Origin of the sequence: Salicibibacter kimchii (genome assembly GCF_003336365.1) — a bacterium.
In the GTDB taxonomy this organism is placed as follows: Bacteria; Bacillota; Bacilli; order Bacillales; family Marinococcaceae; genus Salicibibacter; species Salicibibacter kimchii.
Genome location: NZ_CP031092.1, coordinates 729,600 through 750,219 on the forward strand (window position 1 = coordinate 729,600; position 20,620 = coordinate 750,219).

At 46.2% G+C, this 20,620-nt stretch carries 20 protein-coding genes and 1 pseudogene; 10 read left to right on the forward strand and 11 right to left on the reverse strand.

Annotated features, from left to right (window positions below; all coding sequences use genetic code 11):
- Positions 1-62: 62 nt before the first annotated feature.
- Positions 63-716, forward strand: coding sequence for a carboxymuconolactone decarboxylase family protein (locus DT065_RS03785; protein WP_114371020.1), 654 nt, complete (start codon positions 63-65; stop codon positions 714-716).
- 283 nt (positions 717-999) lie between these two features.
- On the forward strand, positions 1,000-2,121 hold the full coding sequence (locus tag DT065_RS03790) for an AbrB family protein (protein WP_114371022.1): 1,122 nt from the start codon (positions 1,000-1,002) through the stop codon (positions 2,119-2,121).
- Positions 2,122-2,234: 113 nt separating this feature from the next.
- On the opposite strand, the gene DT065_RS03795 is transcribed toward DT065_RS03790, so the two are convergent.
- Positions 2,235-3,686 carry an alkaline phosphatase family protein gene (locus DT065_RS03795; RefSeq protein ID WP_227002716.1) on the reverse strand — a complete coding sequence of 484 codons (1,452 nt, stop codon included), beginning with the start codon at positions 3,684-3,686 and terminating at the stop codon, positions 2,235-2,237.
- Positions 3,687-3,985: 299 nt separating this feature from the next.
- On the opposite strand from DT065_RS03795, the gene DT065_RS03805 reads away from it, so the two are divergent.
- Together DT065_RS03805 and DT065_RS03810 are read left to right on the forward strand one after the other, a co-directional pair.
- Positions 3,986-4,444 carry a YndM family protein gene (locus DT065_RS03805; RefSeq protein WP_114371026.1) on the forward strand — a complete coding sequence of 153 codons (459 nt, stop codon included), beginning with the start codon at positions 3,986-3,988 and terminating at the stop codon, positions 4,442-4,444.
- 585 nt (positions 4,445-5,029) lie between these two features.
- Positions 5,030-5,884: an alpha/beta hydrolase gene (locus DT065_RS03810; protein WP_114371028.1), complete on the forward strand. Its 855-nt coding sequence runs from the start codon at positions 5,030-5,032 to the stop codon at positions 5,882-5,884.
- Positions 5,885-6,458: 574 nt separating this feature from the next.
- Here the strand turns inward: DT065_RS03810 and DT065_RS03815 are convergent.
- A complete protein-coding gene (locus tag DT065_RS03815; protein WP_160112383.1) occupies positions 6,459-6,947 on the reverse strand; it encodes a thermonuclease family protein in 489 nt (162 codons plus the stop codon).
- Positions 6,948-7,019: 72 nt separating this feature from the next.
- Here DT065_RS03815 and DT065_RS03820 point away from each other — a divergent pair, with 72 nt between their 5' ends.
- Positions 7,020-7,922, forward strand: coding sequence for a DMT family transporter (locus DT065_RS03820; protein ID WP_114371032.1), 903 nt, complete (start codon positions 7,020-7,022; stop codon positions 7,920-7,922).
- A 318-nt stretch (positions 7,923-8,240) separates the two neighbouring features.
- Here DT065_RS03820 and DT065_RS03825 read toward each other — a convergent pair whose 3' ends face one another.
- Complete coding sequence (locus DT065_RS03825) at positions 8,241-8,615, reverse strand: hypothetical protein (protein ID WP_114371034.1); 375 nt, start codon at positions 8,613-8,615, stop codon at positions 8,241-8,243.
- Positions 8,608-9,054 (reverse strand): hypothetical protein, encoded by a 447-nt coding sequence (locus DT065_RS03830; protein WP_114371036.1) that lies wholly within the window; start codon positions 9,052-9,054, stop codon positions 8,608-8,610. Before DT065_RS03830 ends, DT065_RS03825 begins: the two co-directional genes overlap by 8 nt.
- 151 nt (positions 9,055-9,205) lie before the next feature.
- Between DT065_RS03830 and DT065_RS03835 the strand changes: the two genes are divergently transcribed.
- Together DT065_RS03835 and DT065_RS03840 are read left to right on the forward strand one after the other, a co-directional pair.
- Entirely contained in the window at positions 9,206-9,448 is a 243-nt protein-coding gene (locus DT065_RS03835; RefSeq protein WP_114371038.1) for a hypothetical protein, read from the forward strand.
- A 235-nt stretch (positions 9,449-9,683) separates the two neighbouring features.
- Positions 9,684-11,657, forward strand: coding sequence for an acetoacetate--CoA ligase (locus tag DT065_RS03840; protein ID WP_114371040.1), 1,974 nt, complete (start codon positions 9,684-9,686; stop codon positions 11,655-11,657).
- A gap of 267 nt (positions 11,658-11,924) precedes the next feature.
- On the opposite strand, the gene DT065_RS03845 is transcribed toward DT065_RS03840, so the two are convergent.
- On the reverse strand, positions 11,925-12,410 hold the full coding sequence (locus DT065_RS03845) for a VanZ family protein (RefSeq protein WP_114371042.1): 486 nt from the start codon (positions 12,408-12,410) through the stop codon (positions 11,925-11,927).
- 42 nt (positions 12,411-12,452) lie between these two features.
- On the reverse strand, positions 12,453-12,962 hold the full coding sequence (locus tag DT065_RS03850) for a cupin domain-containing protein (protein ID WP_335743571.1): 510 nt from the start codon (positions 12,960-12,962) through the stop codon (positions 12,453-12,455).
- Positions 12,963-13,211: 249 nt separating this feature from the next.
- Between DT065_RS03850 and DT065_RS03855 the strand changes: the two genes are divergently transcribed.
- The gene (locus DT065_RS03855) at positions 13,212-14,099 is read left to right on the forward strand and encodes a fructose bisphosphate aldolase (protein WP_114371045.1); all 888 of its coding nucleotides are present in this window, start codon (positions 13,212-13,214) and stop codon (positions 14,097-14,099) included.
- Positions 14,100-14,213: 114 nt separating this feature from the next.
- On the opposite strand, the gene DT065_RS03860 is transcribed toward DT065_RS03855, so the two are convergent.
- Both DT065_RS03860 and DT065_RS03865 read right to left on the reverse strand, forming a co-directional pair.
- Complete coding sequence (locus DT065_RS03860; RefSeq protein ID WP_418314592.1) at positions 14,214-14,708, reverse strand: plasmid pRiA4b ORF-3 family protein; 495 nt, start codon at positions 14,706-14,708, stop codon at positions 14,214-14,216.
- Between the two features lie 115 nt (positions 14,709-14,823).
- Positions 14,824-15,885, reverse strand: a complete 1,062-nt coding sequence (locus DT065_RS03865; protein WP_227002718.1) for an Rpn family recombination-promoting nuclease/putative transposase — start codon at positions 15,883-15,885, stop codon at positions 14,824-14,826.
- A gap of 284 nt (positions 15,886-16,169) precedes the next feature.
- Here DT065_RS03865 and DT065_RS03870 point away from each other — a divergent pair, with 284 nt between their 5' ends.
- Entirely contained in the window at positions 16,170-17,036 is an 867-nt protein-coding gene (locus DT065_RS03870) for a GNAT family N-acetyltransferase (RefSeq protein WP_114371047.1), read from the forward strand.
- Between the two features lie 127 nt (positions 17,037-17,163).
- On the opposite strand, the gene nhaC is transcribed toward DT065_RS03870, so the two are convergent.
- A complete protein-coding gene (gene nhaC, locus DT065_RS03875) occupies positions 17,164-18,606 on the reverse strand; it encodes a Na+/H+ antiporter NhaC (RefSeq protein WP_114371050.1) in 1,443 nt (480 codons plus the stop codon).
- A gap of 152 nt (positions 18,607-18,758) precedes the next feature.
- Here nhaC and DT065_RS03880 point away from each other — a divergent pair, with 152 nt between their 5' ends.
- The gene (locus DT065_RS03880) at positions 18,759-19,151 is read left to right on the forward strand and encodes an aminotransferase class III-fold pyridoxal phosphate-dependent enzyme (protein ID WP_114371052.1); all 393 of its coding nucleotides are present in this window, start codon (positions 18,759-18,761) and stop codon (positions 19,149-19,151) included.
- Here DT065_RS03880 and ortA read toward each other — a convergent pair.
- Positions 19,122-19,321 (reverse strand): annotated as a pseudogene (ortA, locus tag DT065_RS19800) (2-amino-4-oxopentanoate thiolase subunit OrtA); the annotation flags it as partial. The gene DT065_RS03880 and the pseudogene ortA overlap by 30 nt on opposite strands.
- Positions 19,322-19,799: 478 nt before the next feature.
- Complete coding sequence (locus tag DT065_RS03885; protein ID WP_227002719.1) at positions 19,800-20,618, reverse strand: MetQ/NlpA family ABC transporter substrate-binding protein; 819 nt, start codon at positions 20,616-20,618, stop codon at positions 19,800-19,802.
- Positions 20,619-20,620: the final 2 nt, after the last annotated feature.

The window sequence follows — 20,620 nt, forward strand, 5'->3', positions numbered from 1 at the left end:
TTCAGAAAAGAAAGAGGGTATAGAAAAAAGTATTAGATTATAATGGAAAGGAAGCGATTAGTATGGCCGAAAGTTTGTATGAACGTACTTATTTTTCCAGACTGAACGAATTCTCCGACCTTGCCCCGGAGATGTTTAAGGAATTCATGACATTCAATGAAGGCGTCATGAAGCACGGCTCGCTCTCGTTGAAATTGAAAGAACTCGCAGCCGTCGCCGTCGCTCACGTCACCGGCTGTCCGTATTGCATCGAACTCCATGTCGGCAACTTAAAAGACGCCGGCGGAAGCAAAGAAGAAATGAGCGAAGCCATTTTGATTGGAACGGCGTTAAAAGCGGGTTCCTCCATGGCCCACGGCGTCAACGCCTTGAACGCGTACGACGGCGTGGAAGATGACACGCTCTTCAAACGCAGCTACTTTGATCGACTTAGCGAATTTTCCAAGCTGCAGCCGGAGATGTTTAAGGCATTCGTTAATTTTGACAAACAAGCGCTCGAACCAACGACAAGGAGCAAAAAAGAAGGCGAACTCATCGCCGTCGCGGTCGCCCACACAACCGGCTGCCCGTACTACATCGACCTGCACACAAAAAACGCCAAAGAACAAGGCGCCGGCAAAGAAGAAATCGCCGAAATCATCTTCGTCGCCACTGCTCTGAAAGCCGGTTCTGCCATCGCCCACGGGGTGAACGGTTTGAACGCGTATGATCGGTAAGCAAGGGAGGCGCCCGAGCTCAGGTCCCGGGCGCACCTCGGTATATGGATAGCATAATAAGCGAAATGACAGATTATCCTTACAAAGTGACAGAATATCATTGGAAAGTACCAGAATAAGTTTGAAAAGTGACAGATTAACCTCCGAAAGTGACAGAATAAGTCGCGAAAACACCAGATTCCCACCCAATCTCCCGTTTACCGCCCAATCCCCTTTTCTTGCTCACGCTTCGCTTCAATATTATACTAGATAGAGTGTGTGCACGTGGAAAGAAGGAATAACTTTGCAATATGTCGCTTATTTTATGTTGTGCGGATTGGGTGGACTTTTGTTTTCATTCACAAATCTATCCATTGCATGGATGATTGGCGCATTAGTGGTCGGCAGCCTGGTCGCGATTTTTCAGCCTGACTTTCTGAACCTCAAACATGCGGTCAACACAATCCCCGCTAGTTGGCTATGGCTCGGCCAAGGAATACTCGGTGTGCAACTTGGCCTGTATATCAATATGACGCTCATCGACACGCTGAGCAACTATTGGCTCATCATCCTCACCGTACTCGTGCTCTCAATGATTTTCGCGTTCATCACCGGATTTTTTCTCTATTATTTTACAAAAACGGATCTTTTATCCAGTTTTATCGCCACAGCGCCCGGCGGGGTAGCTGCCATGCCCGCTTACGCGCAAGAAGTAGGGGCAGACGTGGCGACCGTCAGTGTCACACAGGTGCTCCGCATTGTGCTGGTCATCAGTACCGTTCCGGTTTTATTATCATTCAACGGCGGTAACGGAGGCGCTGCCGCTGAGGTACAAACGGTGGCCTACGAATCAACCTTCTTGCCACTCACCTTCAGCCAATTCGGCTGGACGTTTCTTTTGTTGGCACTGGCGCTTTTCGGCGCCGTCGCATCAAAAAAACTGAAAATCCCTACGCCCTGGTTGCTCGGCGCGATGGTGACCGTCGCTGTCTTCAATCTCATCTCCGGTCAAGCAACTCCGGAAGCCACGCTTTGGTGGCCAGACTGGGCGTTGCCTGTTGCCCAATTATTTCTCGGCGCCAGCATCGGTGCCAAAATGCAACGGGAATTATTTCGCGATGCGAAAGCCGTGATCATCGTGGGCATATTGAGCTCGTTAGCGTTGATCGCGGCGCTCGCGGCTTTGTCCATCTTGGTCGCTTCCCAAACGCAACTCGACATGATCACATCGATCCTCGCCTTTTCCCCGGGGGGCGTTGCCGAAATGGCCGCCACCGCGGTTGAACTCGGCGCCGATTCCACCTTCGTCGTCGCTGTCCAAGTCATCCGGATCATGGCGGTGCTCCTCGTCCTTCCGCCACTCTTTCAAATACTGCGCAAGTATATTTTGAAAGAGGAAAAAGAAAACCGTCAACAGGCATCATGACCGGCGGGCGTTTTTTGGGCGATTTCCGATTTCGCTCGGGTGGCGATCGATCATGGCACCCGTGCCCGGGTTCTGCCAACGCTTTCGGTCGCCTTTAGCGGCCATCTTCCCAATCATCCCCCTCCCAACAACCGCAACAACCACGGTTTCAAATCGACGATCCGTTCATACTCCGGTTCACTATCTGTACCCACCACGATCATCGGCACGGATGATTCTTGCTTGTGCAAGGACCCATGCGCCGCCCCGTCCACATGAATCGGTGAGCCCTTGTCCTGAAACTCATACCCGGGCTTCGCCGTAGCGACCACATAGTCCCCTTTATGGGACCGTAAGCTGCTAGAAAGCCGGGCGAGCGCATCCGGATAATTGCTATATTCAACCCGGTTCTTTTTCACCGTAAGATCTAGCAGTTTTTCATTTCCCGCGATCGTCCATGTTTGCCGGTACGTATCGACGTAATCTCCACCGGCCACAAATGAAAAATGCCCTGCCTTCTCCCCGGATACGACGTGCGTTTGCCCCGCTTCTCCCCAAGCAATGATATCGATACACCGATCTTGCTGCAGCCGCGCGATCACCTGCTTTTTTTCCACGCTGGTGCCGATGCAATAAATGAAGGCCGTGCGCTGATTGACGGCAAGCGCGATTTCGTCATTACGCGTTGGACGCGTGTCTTTCATGATCCGAAAGCCTTTCAACCGTTTTCTCAGATCAATCACGTACTGCTTCCGCTTATGGCCCATGGACGCGTGACCGTTATCGGACAAAATAATCCACGTACAAGCCTTGAGCGCCTCGTCCCAACGCCCATACAGCCCGAGGAGCTTTTGCAATTCCCGATCGATTTTATGTATGCCCGCGATATCCATCGGCCCTTTCAAATGAACGCGCAAGTCAAGATCCTGAACCGTACAAATTGTAAAATAAGGCAGTTTTCTTTTTTTTATTAAATGTTTCGTTTCCCGGAAGCTTTCTTTATAGTTGTCGGAAAAAAGCTGCGGCGTCTTTTTTCTCGGGTTGAATGTCGAAAAAGCGCCGAGAGACCATAACGACGGGGTTTGCATGTCCCACGTACTTTTATCCCCGGTCAACATTTGCAACGGTTTGGGAAGCTTTATTTTACGTTCCGAATACCCACGATAAACAAAATTGTTGATCGAGGCGCTCGTCATCCCCCGCTCGGCCAGCTCCTCATGGATCGTTTTGACGTCCTTGCTCAAATGAACGTTGTTGAGTTGGTAAAACATATCATTCACGAAGGGGGTGAACCCCGTTTTCATCACTTCTTTAATACCCGTTCCGTAATTGACGATCCGTTGTTCATCCTCGTGGTACCAAATGAGGGCGGGCAAATGGTGCTGATCCGCGTAAACGCCCGTGAGCAGCGTACTCTCAATATTAACGGACATCGTCGGAAAGGAGCTGACAACCTCGGGAAAATAGCGGCCTTTTTCCATTAAATATTGCATTGCCGGCGCAAACCCCGTTTGAACCGCTTCTTCCAGCGGCGTGGCCATCAATGTATCAATAATAAAAAGAACCACCGGTTTTGTGCGTTTCACGATTATCCCCCGTTTTTACGCTTAGTATGAGAAGGCGAGGGTGATTTATGCAGGGAAAGGCACGGTCCGGCGTTCCCCAACAAGCCAAGCACCAATTCATGTAGCTCTAACGTCTCATGTCAAGCCAAATATTCCTCGCTCATCGTTTGTGCCTCCTTATGTTTTGGCGAACATTCGCCTATATCCGTATTCCAAATTCAGCCTATGCAAGCAACATTTGTCCGCTTACAATGCCCAGACTAAAACAACGGAAACAGGAAACCATAATGAAGCAAACGATTATATTGGAGGTTGAATGAATGAATCATGTCGTCGCATTGATCATTAAATTTGTTATGATGACCGTCATATTGTGGCTCATTTTAGGAGGATTTTTCGGCGTCAGCTTTGGCAATATTTTCTGGATCAGCCTTATCATGACAGGTGCAGCCTATCTTATCGGCGACTTGTGGATCTTACCACAATTCGGAAACGTAGCAGGGACACTGGCGGACTTTGGCCTCGCATTCGTTGGCGTTTGGCTGCTCGCCGCCTTATTCGAACCAGCAGGCAACTTCGGATGGGCAGCGTTCTTCTCAGCAATCATCATCGCCATCGGAGAAATCTTCTTCCATATGTACATGCAAAACACAGTCCTAAACACCCCGGCACCAGCCGGTGACGATAACAACCGGCAAAACACCAACGAAGGCAACCTTCGCACCGAATTCGGATCGGAGACGGATGCCGCGAGAAGAGGGAAGAAGGACAGAAAATAGGTTAGCGTGAATGTTGGAAGCCGCATTGGAAAATGCGGCTTTTGTCACGGCAAAACAAAAAACACCCTCAATTAGGTGTTTTGGATTTTTCGATTAATTTCTTTGAAATTAATATTTATGGGCAATATCGATTGAATCGTCGATTTCCTTCTTTTTTATAATCCATGATAATAATTCCGGTAAGGGTATCGTTTTTATCCGCATATCGAATATAGATACCGTATGCCTTCCAATTGTATATGACGTACATCGTGTTCACGCCTCATTCCAGTAAACAACGATGCATATGTCTAGCCATTTCGATTGATTTTTCTTCATTTTCAGAAATACTATCGCGCTGATAAGGGCTACCATAGTCTGCCTTGTTCCGCCATTTTCTGAAGAGTCTTTGCCTTTTGTACGAACGGGATACTCTTCTTTTATATGATTAAAAAAAGATTCATCCTGCTCTTCCGACCATTCACGTGAGACCAATTGACACTAGCAAACCACTGATTTTATTTCATTTTTTCTTGCACACATGTTAAAGATACGATCTCTTTACCTGATTCCAAAATATTTTTGTTACTATAGAAAGACAAACACATGCGAAAAGTGGTGAAAACCATGCATGCGCTGCCCAGATGGATTTGGTTGATTATTATTGTGCTTGTCTTCATTGTGCTTGTGCTTGCACTGCTTTATTTTTTTCAACATCGGTTGATTTTTTATCCTACGTCCATAACAGAAGATGAAGCGGATATGATTCGGTCCCAGCATCCCGAGGCGGAAGAGATCACTGTTCCTGTGACAGATGAAGTGACCGTTCACGGGTGGTTGCTCTCTAATGTGGAGGAAGAGCCGTCGCCGTTACTGATATATTTTGGCGGGAATGCTCAGGAAGTATCGCAATTGATCCCCGAAACGGCAGAGATCGAGGGCTGGTCGGTGTTATTGATGAACTACCGCGGATATGGATTAAGCGAAGGAGATCCGGATGAAGAGGCACTATTGGGGGACGCGTTGATGGTCTATGACGAAATGGCCGAGCGCGAGGATATTGATACAGATCACATCGTCACAATGGGGAGGAGTATCGGATCAGCGGTGGCCACGCATCTGAGCGCGGAAAGGAAGGTGCAGGGCACAATTCTCGTCTCCCCGTTTGATGAATTTCTACACGTTGCCCAGTCCCAATTCCCTTTTCTTCCGGTGGAATGGCTGTTGAAATACTCTTTTGATTCCACGGACATCGCGCCGCAAACGGAGCATCCGTTGTTGGCGCTGATCGCTGGGGAGGATGAGATTGTTGATCCGGCGTATTCAAAGGCCCTCGTGGAAAAATGGGGCGGGCCTAAGGAAAGCTATGTGATTGAAGGAGAGGGGCATAACACGATTCATTTGAGCGAGGAGTACCGGGCAAGGATTCAGGAATTTTTACAGGCGATGGAGGAGGGGTAGTGAGCTAGTGCAGGACGGCTGAAATAAATGATCACATCTGGAAATGATATTGCCCGTCGGGTCGTTGCCCATACAGCAGCCGTATAACGGCATCGGAGGACCGGGCGGAGGACCGGCAACAATTGTCCGTAAGAAGCATCCATACGGCCGAATTCAGTAGTCGAACTGCGAAAAAAGTCCGTAAAACGCATCCATACGGGATCCTCTGATCGGCTTCAACCCATGCTAAGAGGAGCAGAAATCATGCTTCCGTCCCTAAAAGGATGGTTTCCCACTCTGAGACGGACGATTTTCGCGATATCGTCCCTCTAATGGGGCGATCCCCACTCTGAGACGGACGATAAATGAGCCCCACCAGCAAAGTACGCTACCCATCTATCTCGAAGAAAAGGTGAATGCTCATGGATAAACAAGTGACCTTTGGATCGATGAAAGCTTGGAAACCATTGATGGTGGACGTTATGTATTTACTTGAGCAATAGCAAGTATGTGGTTCCTCATGGAACCTTTTTTTGGCTTGGAAGACAAACTTGCCGGGATTCTCTTCTTTTTGTCTTCATCTATCTTCTCATGCTCAATGTCCTCCCCACATCCCTTCCTCTCGCTCCTGCGCTTCTTCCTGAATCTCATAAAACGCCTCTTCATAGCGCACATCCGGTTCATACACAACAACCTCAGCTAACCCCTCCTCCAACAACATTTCCTGAAACATTTGATCTTCGTCTACATACACGTAAAATAACATCCGATCATACTGATCACGCTCCGACTCGTCCTGTTCAAGATAAACGGTTTCCCCGAGCAATACATCCGTCGCGAATGCTGTCGCTTCTTCCCCATATGGCTCCGGCTCACACGCCGGGGGATCATGCTGGTGACAGATCTCCGGCGCATCCACCATGATCGGTCGCACCCGCTCATCCCCCATACCCTGAATATTCACATCAAACGTATCGCCATCGACGATATTCACGACCGTCCCTTGCAACGGATCATCGTCAGACGGGCGCTGGCAGCCAACGAGAATCATCATAGAACAAATAACAATCAAAAAACGAAACATAAATGGTGTTCCCCTTTTCATAACCAATGTTTTTTTTACATAACGCCCTTAAAAAATGCTAGAATGATAGCTATGGCACAATTAAAAAACATCATTCCAGACAATAAAATTATCATCTACATGCTTATGTTAATCATCACGCTGCTCTGGGGCTATGCGTGGGTGCTCATGAAAGACGCCCTTACATACATGGGACCATTCACATTTTCGGCGCTCCGCTTCGGCACCGGCTCGGTCACGCTGCTGTTGGTCATATGGATTTTAAAAATCGGCTTGCCGCCAAGACGCTATTGGAAACATCTGGTCGTTATTGGCCTCCTGCAAACCACGGTCGTCTTCACCCTCGTCATGTACGCCCTGGAATTCGTCGACGCTGGCCAATCCTCCGTCCTATTGTACTCCATGCCGGTGTGGAGCAGCCTCTTAGCCGTGCAATTTCTCGGTGAAAAAATAAACCCGGCGAAGATGACAGGTTTATTGATGGGCATCATCGGGCTATTTACCATCGTCGGGTGGGATATGTGGGTCGGGCAACCGATCGAGGTGATCGTCGGTCAACTTCTGATTATTATTGCCGCCATCGCTTGGGCGATCTCGAACATTTACTATCGGCGTGCCGTGTCCGGCCTTTCGCAATTACAAGTATCGGCCATGCAAATGTTCTTTGGCGCGATTGGCATCACGCTCGCGGCCCTTGCCATGGAATGGGGCGAACCGATTATTTTTAATGCAGCGAGCATTTATTATATTTTATTCACCGGCGTCCTTGCCTCGGCGTTATGCTTCACCGCTTGGTTTTTCATCATCAGCAAAATTGACATGGTAACGGCGACAATCTCCACGTTGCTCGTCCCTATTTTCGGATTGACGTTCAGCAGTATTCTGCTCGGAGAAGACATGACGGTTGGCGTATTAACGGGTTCCGCCCTGATTATTGTCGGCATCATCATCGCTACAGTCGCGAAGAAAAAATGAAGGTGTGGCTTATGGAGACACAAGTATAAATGTTACGTAGGGTCGCTTAGAGCAAACGTAGTTATTCGTTCTATAATCCAGTGTGATCGACAAAAATAGATCGTTAGACGACTCCCATATGAAGGAGACGGAAAAATTGTTGCTGATGTCAGACGCTCACTTGTGGTAAGTGGCAATAATTTGATTATGTAAACTTCCCGGCTACGCCGTATCCTTTCTAGCGCCATCGTTCGTGATCTATTTTATCTTAGAAGCGCCTATAATCAAAGAAAGTCCTGCCCCGGGATCTTAAAGCACCCCCGCCGGAGGTGCTTACATCTATGATCTTCCCTTTACCAATGCTTCCAATTTCTGCACCAACGCTCGCTCCATATGCCACAGCTCGACGTAAGTTTGAACGTAATCGATGGCCTCGTTCTCATCGCCGATGCCGAGAAATGCAGGGCTCTCCCTTGGAATTATTCTTTTCCCGAGTAAATATTCCGGAACGTGCGGATTCAGTTGCACCGCTTCCTTCAAATATTTCTCTGTTTTTCGCGTCCATCCGTTCAGCTTGTATTCGACATACGCGCGATTGTATCTCATATTGGCGGTCGCTTCGTCATATTCGTTCACCAGTTTCCGAACCGCTTCATACGCTTCTGTATCCATCAACGCCGAAAGTAAAAGGTAACGGATCCCCTGATTATCCATCGGGTTTAGTTCCAGCATTTCCCGATATTCGGACGCGTCTCGATGAGACCCCAGAAATGCCCTTTGTTTTTTCAAAAAAAGTCGGGCCAAACTCCGCTTCTCCATTAATCATGCCGTCAAAATAGCGATCGTTTTGTTCTTCCAAACTACCGGCTTCCTCTGCCAAAATGACATAGGCATCCGGACTGTTTGGATACAGTTCCAATGCTTCCTTTTCAAATCCAACGACGATTGGTTCAGCAGTGTCTAACGATTCTACCCTAAAATGGGTTTCATCAATATGATCGGTAACTTCATACATACCGGGCACCGTCACCCATCGATCCAATATTTCTTTTGTCTGGGCGCGTATTGAGGACCGCTGTTTGTCCATAAACATTTGAAAAGCTGTTTTCCCATCTTCCAACGGTGTATGAAAAATTGCCCACCCTAAAAACAAGGGCAGATATTCTCGCTCAGAATCAATGCCAATGTCTAAGCCATATTGAACAACATAGTCTTCATAAGGCGCTCTTTTCCTCAGTCTATCATAAGGCCTGAGATCATGCTAAGATGAAAACAAAGCGGATGCTGGTATTCAGAGGTGTCAAATGACAACATTTAATAATTTTACAAAACTTAAGGAAAAAGTCGATAAGCACAGGCCGCTATCCCCTGAAAAAATGGAGATGTTGGATGAAAAATTCGAAATTGACTGGACGTTCCATTCGAATGCAATCGAAGGAAATACGATGTCAATCCGGGAGACGACCCTTTTCCTTCAGGAAGACCTCACTTCAAAGGGGAACGTTGAAAGAATATTTGGAGACCCAAAACCACGCGGAAGCGATTAAATTTTTGAAAGGCGTCATTAATAATAATCGGCCCATAAGCGAATCGTTCATAAAAGAACTTCAAACGAAACGAGGCATTACAACAAGCCGATGAAGGATCTTTTGGGATCTTTTGAAAAGCTATTTTTCTCGATTCATGATGAAATGGAAAAAAGCCTGAAGCTGATGCTTGAAGTGATCGGCGAAAGCTTATGATAGAATGAATACAGATCAAAAACAAACAGGAGGTTACACGATGACAGTAAAAGAAGGATCCCTTCTTTGGGAACCGTCACAGGAATTTATGAATCAATCCAACCTCACCGATTACATGCAGTGGCTCAAAGACAAAAAAGGATTGACGTTTAACGACTATCACGAACTTTGGGAATGGTCCGTAAAAAATGTCGAAGATTTCTGGAAAACACAATGGGAATACTTCGATATTCAGGCAAACCCCTCCTACCGGCGCGTGTTGCAGGCCGACGGCGTTCCGTTCGCGCAATGGTTCGAGGGCTCGAAATTGAATTACGCGGAACATGCCTTTCGCCATACCCGCCCGGAAGAAACAGCGATCATTTCCAAATCGGAAGTTCGCCCGACGGAAAAAATGTCCTGGCAAACGCTATACGAACAAGTAGCTTCTTTTGCCGCCGGGTTAAAAGCTGAAGGCATCAAGCCCGGGGATCGCGTCGTGGCCTATTTGCCGAACATTCCCGAAGCTACAATTGCTTTTTTGGCGTGCGCGAGCATCGGCGCCGTCTGGTCGAGCGCTTCCCCTGATTTCGGCAGCCGAACAGTCGTTGATCGCTTTCAACAAATCGAGCCGAAACTGCTTATTGCCGTCGATGGGTACCGTTATAACGGCAAGGATCATGACCGGATCAATGCGGTACGTGAAATTCAAGAAGCGATTCCGACGCTTCAGAAAACAGTGGCCCTCCCCTATTTGTCGAATAAGCCTGACACCGAAACGCTAACACATGTGGAGCACTGGGAAGATTTTATCGAAAACAACCGGACGACATCACTATCCTATACCTATGTTTCTTTTGACCACCCGCTCTGGATCCTTTACTCTTCCGGAACGACCGGGCTACCGAAGGCAATTGTACAAGGGCAAGGGGGCATTTTGCTTGAACACTTGAAAAAATTAGCTTTCCACACCGATTTAAAACCGGAAGACACCTTCTTTTGGTTTACCACAACAGGTTGGATGATGTGGAACGTTGTTGTAAGCGGTTTACTCACCGGCTCCACGATCGTTTTATATGACGGCAGCCCGACGTATCCGGCAGTAGACACGCTCTGGCAATTTGCCGATGAAACAGAAACGACCGTCTTCGGTACGAGCGCGAGCTACTTGATGGCAAATAAAAATAACGATGTAACGCCCGGCGACACGTATCAATTGGAGCACTTGAAAAGCGTCGCCTCCACCGGTTCGCCGCTGCCGCCGGAAGGATCCGAGTGGGTCTATGAAAATGTGAAAAAAGACGTGTGGCTCGCTTCCGTTAGTGGCGGGACCGACCTGTGTTCCGCATTCGTCAGTGGTTCACCGCTTTTGCCGGTCCACGCGGGCGAAATCCAATGCCGAGCGCTCGGGGCTGATGTGCAAGCATATACAGAGGATGGGCAGCCCGTCTACGATGAAGTCGGCGAACTCGTGCTATTGAAACCCATGCCTTCGATGCCGATTTATTTTTGGGGCGATGAAAACAACGAACGTTACTATGACAGCTATTTCGCAGACTTTCCCGGCATATGGCGCCACGGCGATTGGATCAAGATCACATCCAAAGGGAGCTGCCAGATTTACGGCCGTTCCGACTCCACGATCAATCGCGGCGGCATTCGCATGGGCACGAGTGAAATTTACAGCGCCGTAGAAGTTGTGGGCGCGGTCGAAGACAGCCTTGTCGTCGACATCAATGACCCGAACGGAAAAGACTATATGCCGCTGTTCGTCGTTCTAAAAGCGGACGAAGAACTAACCGAAACACTGGAAAAAGAAATCAAACAAAACATCCGCGAGCACTGCTCCCCGAGACACGTGCCCAATGATATTTTCAAAATTACCGAAGTGCCAACGACATTGAACGGCAAAAAAATGGAAGTCCCCATCAAAAAAATTCTGATGGGCACTCCAATTGAAAAAGCCGTGAACATAGGCTCGATGAAAAACCCGGGAATGTTGGATTATTTTATTGATTTTGCTAAAAAGGGGTAGGAACGGTTGTCATGGTTTCAACATACCTCCGGCCGACACATTTTCCCCGTAAGAGGTGTATTGGGCGGTCCAATACACCTCTTACCCCCGGGATCTTACTCGGCCAAGTATGTTGTGCGCTTCATGACGCCTCTATTATTTGGAAATTTTCCCCTAATTGCGGTGTCATAAGCCTGTCATGGCACCTATAGTTGTTATTTTTCCCCTCTGGTTGGTGTCATGAACACTTCATGGCACCACTAATTGTTTTTTTCCCTCTCACTGGTATCATTGCTCCTGGACCGCTCCACTCACAGCCCTCATTTTCCAAACAATTATATAAATTCCAATACCAACCATAGCACCAACGCTATCGAGCACCACATCGCTCACTTCACCGCTCCGCCCCGGGATGAACAGCTGATGTACTTCATCCGTGATCGCGTAACACGTACAAAGGACCCAAGCCCATACGATCACCCGCCACGACACCCTTCCTTCAATCGTCGAAACTCGAAACGCATGAATCACAAAAAGACCAAGCACGACGTACACAGCCACGTGCGCCGCCTTGCGAATCAACGTATGAAAGGTTTCAAAATCTATATTCACAAACGGGAACAGACTTTGACTCCAACTATACGCAACCTCCGTCACCCCTCCGCTCAGCGAACTCGACGCTTCCCCGGACTGATGCGAAAAATAAAAAATAAGCCCCATCCATCCGATCACTAGAAGCCAAGCGACGATCATCTGTTTTGAAATGTTTTTCATTTTAAGGCACATCTATTTTGTATGTCTGCATCTTTACCACCATCAATCGTTCTCAGATTCCTTTGGCATGTTTTCATATGCCAATTGTCGAATAATCTGCTCGTGCTGCGGGTAGTCAGCAAGCAGTTCCGCCTGGGTGAAAAGCTCAAAGTCTTCGTATTCGAATCCTGGGGAGACCACACAGCTGACAAGCGCATAGTTTGCATAAACGCTTGACCCAAAAATAGCGCCAGCCGGCACGACCGTACTCAGCTTTTGTCCGGCGTCAAGGTCGGGGCCGATTTCAATAGCTTCATACACCCCATCGAGGTGGATGATATGAACCGTGAGTGGATCCCCGGCATGATAATACCAAACCTCATCGCTTTTCAATCGGTGAAAATGGGAAGGGCTGCTCGGCTCAAGCAAAAAATAAATACTGGAATACGTTTTTCGCAATCGACCATCGAATGTTTCCATCTTTTCCTTCGATGAAAAATTTTCAACGAAGTAACCACCTTCCGGATGCGGCACCATGTGTAATCGCTCAATCCAATAAGATGCTTCCCTCAAGAATATCGCCTCCATAATCGTATAATACTGGGAATCAAGGGGGGAAGTAAACGTTTATCAGCCAAACACAACGATTTATCAGCCGAAATCTTCAATATATCAGCCAAAACAAACCGTTTATCAGCCATTCTACCGAAACCATCCTTCGTAAACACCCTACTATACCCTCATCCCCATTAATGATACAATAGGAGCGATATTGTCTCTTCTTACATAAAAAAGCTTAATGACCATAAAGGAGTGTCACGTATGCAACAGCGTCAATTTGATCAAATGAAAAACGGAGATGGATTTATTGCAGCACTTGACCAGAGCGGCGGCAGTACCCCGAAGGCCCTCGCCCTATACGGTATTTCGGAAGATGAATATGCGAACAAGGATGAAATGTTCGATTTAGTCCACGAAATGCGGACACGGATCATCACCTCCCCTGCCTTTCATTCCGAGCAAATCCTCGGCGCCATTTTGTTTGAGCAAACGATGGACCGCGAAATCGAAGGCATGTACACAGGTGATTACTTGGCTGAAAAAAAAGGCGTTGTTCCTTTTTTAAAAGTGGATAAAGGACTTGCCGACGAGTCAAATGGTGTGCAGATGATGAAGCCGATCAACGATCTGGACGAAACATTGAAACGGGCGAATGAACGTCACATGTTTGGGACGAAAATGCGCTCCGTTATCAAGGAAGCCAACCCGGAGGCCATTAAGGCAGTTGTCGATCAGCAATTCGAGATTGGCAAAAAGATTATCGAAGCCGGCCTCGTTCCGATTATCGAACCGGAAGTGGATATTCACAGCCCGGAAAAAGAAAAATGTGAGGAAATATTGAAAGAGGAAATTCAAAGCCACCTCGATCAACTCGGCCAAGATGATCTCGTGATCTTAAAACTGACGATCCCAACCGTCGCTAACACATACAAAGCACTGATTGACCACTCGAATGTCGTTCGTGTTGTCGCCCTATCCGGCGGTTACCCGACAGACGAGGCGAATGAAAAACTGACTGAAAACAAAGACCTCATCGCCAGTTTTTCCCGAGCACTTACCCAGGATTTGAATGTTCATCAAACCGACGACGAATTTAATGACACACTGCAAAAAGCGGTGGACGCCATTTACCGAGCGTCGATTACGTAATGAAGAATGAATAAAAACCGGGGAAAGGTTCTCCCCGGTTTTTTTTAAGGAAAACGACTACACCCTTCTCCTTAGATCCCAATTGATTTCCTTTATATTCACATCCTGATAATCTTACATACGCCCCCATGCCAACATATTCTCATGGTCGGGATGATGTTGGTCCGCTATAATGTCCAGGAAGTTTTCATATCCTCCTTCTCCACCAACATCCTCGGGTGGCGCGTTGCCATGGGCTTCAAGACAGACCGGATAATTTTTATCGAAATCTTCCATCATCTTATCGACTTCAATCCGATCCACCCAATCATCCCCAAAGTCATAGACATATGTCACCTCAGCCGGGAGATATTCGGATAGCTTGATACCCGTTTCAAGCTTCATTGGAACATCGTATTCATAACCTAGAGACTCTTCATCAGGAACGAGATTTACAATTGGCTGCCTTTCATTACCTATCAACTGATCCAGCTTCTGAAAATCTTTCTTCTTAAGTCCATATAAAACAACGACATATCGATTGTTGTCATTAACAAGGACGACAGCCTTCCTCCGGCTCATCGTTATCTCATTGGCATGCCAAGAAAACAAAGGCGATTCCTGGTTCACTTCTGTGGCGGGTTCTTCACGTCATTCTTTTAAAAGCTTCTGGGTACATTGGATAAACATTGGCGCGGCTCCTTCTAACGAAATGAAATTATAGTCCCTCTTGCCTTTAGCATCATCACATTTCCAGCAACTCCTCCACTTCCGTCCATGTTTTGGCTTGAGCCAACTCTTGTTGAAGTTTTTTCAGTGATTCAAGGTTTTCAATAGCCTTCATTTTTTCCGAGACAGCATCCATGGAATATTCAGGGAATTTCACTTTTAAAAACATGATTGTAGACTCGACGACTTCTTCTTGTCGCCCTAATTGTCGACCTTCTTGTCGGCCTTCTTTTTCTCCTTCTTGTCGTGCTTTTTCTCCTTCTTGTCGTGCTTTTCGTGCTTCTTTTTCCAGGTTCTCCATATCAATTCGAGCAGACTCATCATCCAACACCCGTTTGAGGCGTCCTTCATACGCAAGCCATTCTTCTTGCGATGCACTTAACGTTTCCCAGTCCTGAAACGCATTCCGAAGGTTTTCATCTTCCATGGCAATCTCCTCCAGTTCTTTATAGATGTCTTCATAGACCTTGTTTTTGCGATGATCGACAATTCCTAACAGCAACAGCCACCGTGCCAATGTATCATTCCACGGATCCAATTTGTTTTCTTTCCAATCACGAAGCAACTTTGGCATTTCGAGAAAGTGAAATTCCATAACATCCGTGAGCAACGTCTTATCATGGTCTTCATACAAACGATAAGATGTATGGAAACGACCCATTTCCTTGAATAAATCAAAATTCATAATATTGATGGCGATCACCGGCTGCAACCGCGTATATGACATTCGTCTTGTCAATTGCTTTTGGTACAATCCCGACCAATAGTACAATGATCTTTTAACCATATCATATTTGTTTGTAAATTGAATCTCAATATTGATCCATTCATTGGCATCTGTTACAGCGACGATATCAAGACGCGACTCTTTGTCTTCCTCATAATCAGCACTTTTTTCCACATTCGCGAACGAGATTTCTTTAATACGATGATGTTCATTGCGCTGAAGGACGGCATTTAAAAAAACAACGGTAATTTCCTTGTTTTTCTCACTTCCGAACAATTGCTTAAACGCATAGTCAACCTTGAGATCCATTAGACGGTCGAGGGATAAACGCTTCAACAATTTTGGCCGCATTTTCATTCTCCTGTCATTTCTTTTCATTATACCAAAAACACAGCAGCCTTGGTTACTTTCACAGGCATTTAACACTTATTTTTGAACATCATGGCGACCGAAAGAGCGATCGGCTTTCGTGTTCGGTCGCCATAATCGTTTCCTGGCAACATGTCAGCCATTTCGCTATTCCGGAAAACAAATAAGGGGGTTGCCTGCTGTGTAGCTCCTTTTGTCACGGCATTCTAATTTTGCGCCCCCTTTCAAATCCAGATACAATAGTCGCAGGTAGAGAAAAATAAGGAGTGAACCTTTTGATTCGGCAATTACATGTTGAAGATTTACCACGATTTGCAAAAATGGACACAGGGATCGAAGATGACTACATACTGGCAATATTTGACCGCTTAGTCACAGGGAATCACCATCTATATGGGTTATTTATAGATGGCGAGCTTGTGAGCACGGGCGGCTATACGGTATATGCGAATCGCTACGCTATGCTGGGAAGGCTTCGGAGTGACCAATCTCTGCAAGGTCGAAATCTTTCCACAAAGCTCATGACCTTCGTAATCGAAAAAGCTTTGCAGCATCCGGGAATTGAGTGGGTCGGGGCGAACACGCAAGAACATAACATCCCTGCGCAGCGCGTGCTTGAAAAACTTGGCTTAACTACGGAGATCACATTATTTAATGCCACAACCAACAATGTGACTTCACTACAATCAGGCAGCGAACCTTGGCAACCCATACACGATTTGAATCGAAAGCGAGAGTGGATAGAAAAGACCTATGTCCAATCGTCTGCAGTTTTCCCTTTAGAATGCTATTATCCCTTTCCCGCTTCACCGGCGTTATTTTCAGACGACCATTTACAAAACTGGTCTTTTTATGAAAATCACAACCAAACGCGCTTCTTTATTGCAAAGACAGATCAGAAAAAATACCATTATTTACATGTCGTCTATCCATGGAGCGATCTATGGGAACAAAATGGCTTATGGGAGACGGTTTCCGCTGCATACCGCACATTGAAAAAACAAACGGGGGAAGACACCTACATATGGATCGATCTCACCAAAGAAGAAGTTAACCTTCTCCCGGACGCCCATCCATTTGCGCTCCCCTCCCCTTGGATTTTGTATGGGATGAACCAGGATGACTCCATTTAATCGGGTCGGGTGGGGCGCGACGTTAGTTTTATCAGCCGAAACGAACGATTTATCAGCCATCCGGTCTGTGAATTAAAAAATCTCCAAAAGGCTTTGGCATGAAACCAAAGCCTTTGCTGTTTAGTAATTACGCTTTTTGATCTGAAGCTATATCTAATTCATGTCCTTGCCCCTCTTCTTCATCATCCACATACCAAATAAACTTATTGGTATATCCGTAGATAATCACGAGGATGATCGCCGCAAAACTTAACCACATATAAGGTAAATATTGTAGCGTCGGCACGCCGAACAATGCAACCATAAATATCCCGTTATCAGACCATGGCACCATCCCTGACGTGAGCGTTCCGCCCACTTCCGTATTACGGGAAAGGACCCTACGGTCCACTTTCATCTCATCGTAATTTTTCTCCATGATTTTCGGCGTCAAGATTAATGATACATACATGGCGCAGCCAAATATATTAGCCATAATACCTGTAGCAACCGTGGATATAGATAGACGTCCGGTGTTCGTGATAAATCGCTTGAAAGAATCGACGATAACTTGGAGTGCTCCAATGTGATTCAACAAACCGCCGAATCCCAATCCTAACAAAATAACGACAATGGAACCTAGCATACTTGTAATGCCGCCCTGGTTTAGCAATTCATCCATAAACGCTTCGCCGGTTTCAATGACAAAGCCATCATACGTTGTATTGAGGGCTGCAATCCAATCCATACCTTGAAATAATCCTGCCCAAACAACACCCAACAAAGCCCCGAAAGCAATCGTCGGTACTGGAGGTTTTCTCATTGCTAATAGTACAATAACCACTACAGCAGGAATTAACATTATCCAACCAATATTAAACGTACTATTTAGAGAATTTATAGTAGATTCCACTCCAGCCATGTCGACGTGACCGGTTGCAGTGAATCCTACAATTGTAAAAGCAGCTCCGCTAATGAGAAATGCCGGAACACTTACATAAAGCATGGATTTAATATGATCAATAATATTAACTTTCGCCATGGAAGCCGTCAACACCGTACTATCCGATAATGGGGAAAGCTTATCCCCGAAGTAAGCACCCGACATAACCGCCCCCACGACCATTGGTAATGGGATGCCAAGCCCTTCTCCAATAGCAACCATCGCGATGCCGGCCGTCCCGGCGGTTCCCCAAGACGTTCCTGTTGCCAAGGAAGTAAGTGAACAGATGATCAATGTCGCTAATAAAAATATACTGGGATGAATTATTTCTAAGCCAAAAGAAATAATCGTCGGAACTATGCCACCTGCAATCCAGGAACCGATTAAAGCACCAACAGCAACCAGAATGAGAACTGCCTCTAGTCCATTGGATATACCACTTTTAATCGCTTCCTGCAAATCGTTATACGTGTAACCCAATCTTATTCCGAGAATAACGATCAAAAATAAAGCAATAAACAATGCGAGTTGAATAGGGAGATCAACAACACTCACGAAAGAAAATGCGATAGCCAAAAATAAACCAAGTACAATGATTACTTCCAGTAGGGTAGGTTGTCTTACACTACGCCCCTGATTGTTTGCCATTTTCATCTTCCTCCCTCTTTAAATTACGAAAGCGATTACATAGATTTTAATATTTTAAAAAAACGCAAATCATTTACCGCCGGTCACACCGGATTTAGTGTACCGTTTACCGTAGGTCTGGATCTTCGGCTTATGGCCATCACCTACATTTAGTGACGTTATCCGAAGAACTATGCCGGATCACCCCGGGCGCGTTCCCGAAACGTGTTTCAGTCGGTCTATCCGGCGGAGATGCCAATGATACAGCTATCAAATTGGCCAGAAGTTACACAAAAAGACAAAAAATCATTGCTTTTTCCGGATCCTACCACGGAAGAACTTATGGGGCATTAAGTCTATCGGCGGTAAGTTTAGCCATGAGGAAAAATTTGGGCCCATTCTTGACGGAGGTTTCTCATATACCCTTTCCGGACATTTATCGATCGCCATTTACCGAAAAGGGTGAAAGCGAGCGCTGTATTCAAGCGATTAAGGAATTGTTTGATACAGTTGCATCTCCCGAAGAAGTAGCCGCTCTATTCATAAGTTGGCCTTTCTTCAATTAATGTTCCTTTTACTTTCCTGCCACTTAATGTTTCAAGTTGAACCTGTCCCCCGCACGAGCATCGTGCAATAGAAAACCCTTGACTTTCATTTTAAAAGGGACCTTTTTCGTATCAGAAGGAATATTCTCAGCTCTTTCTCTAGGCTCCAGCAGGACTTGATAAATTTCAGCCGAATCCCCTTTCTATACTGATTTATTGACAAAAAATACACCTCCTATTATCAGCTTAATTTTAGTATTATTAAAAATATTTAATATATATTACCATGGTGTTTGAGTTGTTGCAATTCTTTTATTAAAATATCCCATGATTTGCCGAAGAACGAGCAGCGCCCGCCCTTTTCTCTGACTACTATTGCAACTGCGTCGAAATTTTTTACAAACTGAATGCAATACTCACGGTATTCCCTCCATAAAAAAGCATAAACCGACCGATTCACCGCTGCGGCTCATACTTTTTAGTGTTCATCAAGAAACATTTTTTTCTTCAGAACTTCTCCCGAATGACCCCAAGCGATATCAGCCAAATTCAATATTTTATAAGGCCGTTACAACACCCCTCATGCGCCGTAATAAAAATAAACCCAGAACCGACAAGGCTACATTTGCCGGTTTCCGGGCTCAATCCGAAGGCCCCTGCTCTCAAACACTATTCCATCCATTCCGGTTTTCCAAACCCTTCGAAATCTTCATCAATCACTGCTTCGAATTCTTCGGATTCGATAATTTCAACGATGTCATTCGCGAGTTGGCTGCCTTCGTCTTCAGTGCGAACGGCAACGACGTTGCGGTACTGATCAGGCATGTCTTCAAGTTCTAATGCGGTAAGCAGATCCATTTCGGCACCGAGTGCGAAGTTCCCCGGAACTGCAGTGAGTTCTGAACTGCCGACTTGTCGTGGCAGCTGAGCAGCTTCAAGTTCAACAAAGTCGAGTTCAAGCGGATTGCTCGAAATGTCATTTGTGGATACGGTTAATTCATCAATGCCATCTTCAAATTCGATCAACCCTGCGTCTTCGAGCATCAAAAAGGCGCGTGCGGCATTGGTCGGGTCATTGGGAATCGCCATCTCCGCACCTTCTTCGATATTATCAATGTCATCATAATCTTCGGAGTAAATTCCCATAGGGGCTGTTGGCACCGTAATGAGTCCAGTCAAGTCAAGGTCATTTTCCTCGCTAAAATCTTCAAGATATATACTGTGTTGGAACAAATTCGCTTCAATTTCTTCCTCCGCAAGCGCCTGGTTCGGGTACACATAATCGGAGAATTCCTGTATTTCCACATCATATCCTTTTTCTTCCAATCCTGGTTGGATGGCAACACTGACCATGTCGCTATAAGGACCGGCCGTAGCACCGATTGTAATTGCTTGCGAATCTTCTCCTTCTACGTCTTCCCCTCCACATGCAGATAGTACGACCAAACTGCTGGCTAAAACGGTTAACTTAGTGATTTTTTTATTCACCT

Excerpts from the sequence above, each read along its gene's own strand:
- DT065_RS03810 (WP_114371028.1), top strand. The coding sequence starts at position 5,030 with ATGCGAAAAGTGGTGAAAACCATGCATGCGCTGCCCAGATGGATTTGG.
- DT065_RS03855 (WP_114371045.1), top strand. The coding sequence starts at position 13,212 with ATGCAACAGCGTCAATTTGATCAAATGAAAAACGGAGATGGATTTATT.
- DT065_RS03820 (WP_114371032.1), top strand. The coding sequence starts at position 7,020 with ATGGCACAATTAAAAAACATCATTCCAGACAATAAAATTATCATCTAC.
- DT065_RS03835 (WP_114371038.1), top strand. The coding sequence starts at position 9,206 with ATGACAACATTTAATAATTTTACAAAACTTAAGGAAAAAGTCGATAAG.
- DT065_RS03865 (WP_227002718.1), bottom strand. The coding sequence starts at position 15,885 with ATGCGGCCAAAATTGTTGAAGCGTTTATCCCTCGACCGTCTAATGGAT.
- DT065_RS03785 (WP_114371020.1), top strand. The coding sequence starts at position 63 with ATGGCCGAAAGTTTGTATGAACGTACTTATTTTTCCAGACTGAACGAA.
- DT065_RS03815 (WP_160112383.1), bottom strand. The coding sequence starts at position 6,947 with ATGTTTCGTTTTTTGATTGTTATTTGTTCTATGATGATTCTCGTTGGC.
- DT065_RS03805 (WP_114371026.1), top strand. The coding sequence starts at position 3,986 with ATGAATCATGTCGTCGCATTGATCATTAAATTTGTTATGATGACCGTC.
- nhaC (WP_114371050.1), bottom strand. The coding sequence starts at position 18,606 with ATGGCAAACAATCAGGGGCGTAGTGTAAGACAACCTACCCTACTGGAA.
- DT065_RS03840 (WP_114371040.1), top strand. The coding sequence starts at position 9,684 with ATGACAGTAAAAGAAGGATCCCTTCTTTGGGAACCGTCACAGGAATTT.
- DT065_RS03845 (WP_114371042.1), bottom strand. The coding sequence starts at position 12,410 with ATGAAAAACATTTCAAAACAGATGATCGTCGCTTGGCTTCTAGTGATC.
- DT065_RS03825 (WP_114371034.1), bottom strand. The coding sequence starts at position 8,615 with ATGGATAATCAGGGGATCCGTTACCTTTTACTTTCGGCGTTGATGGAT.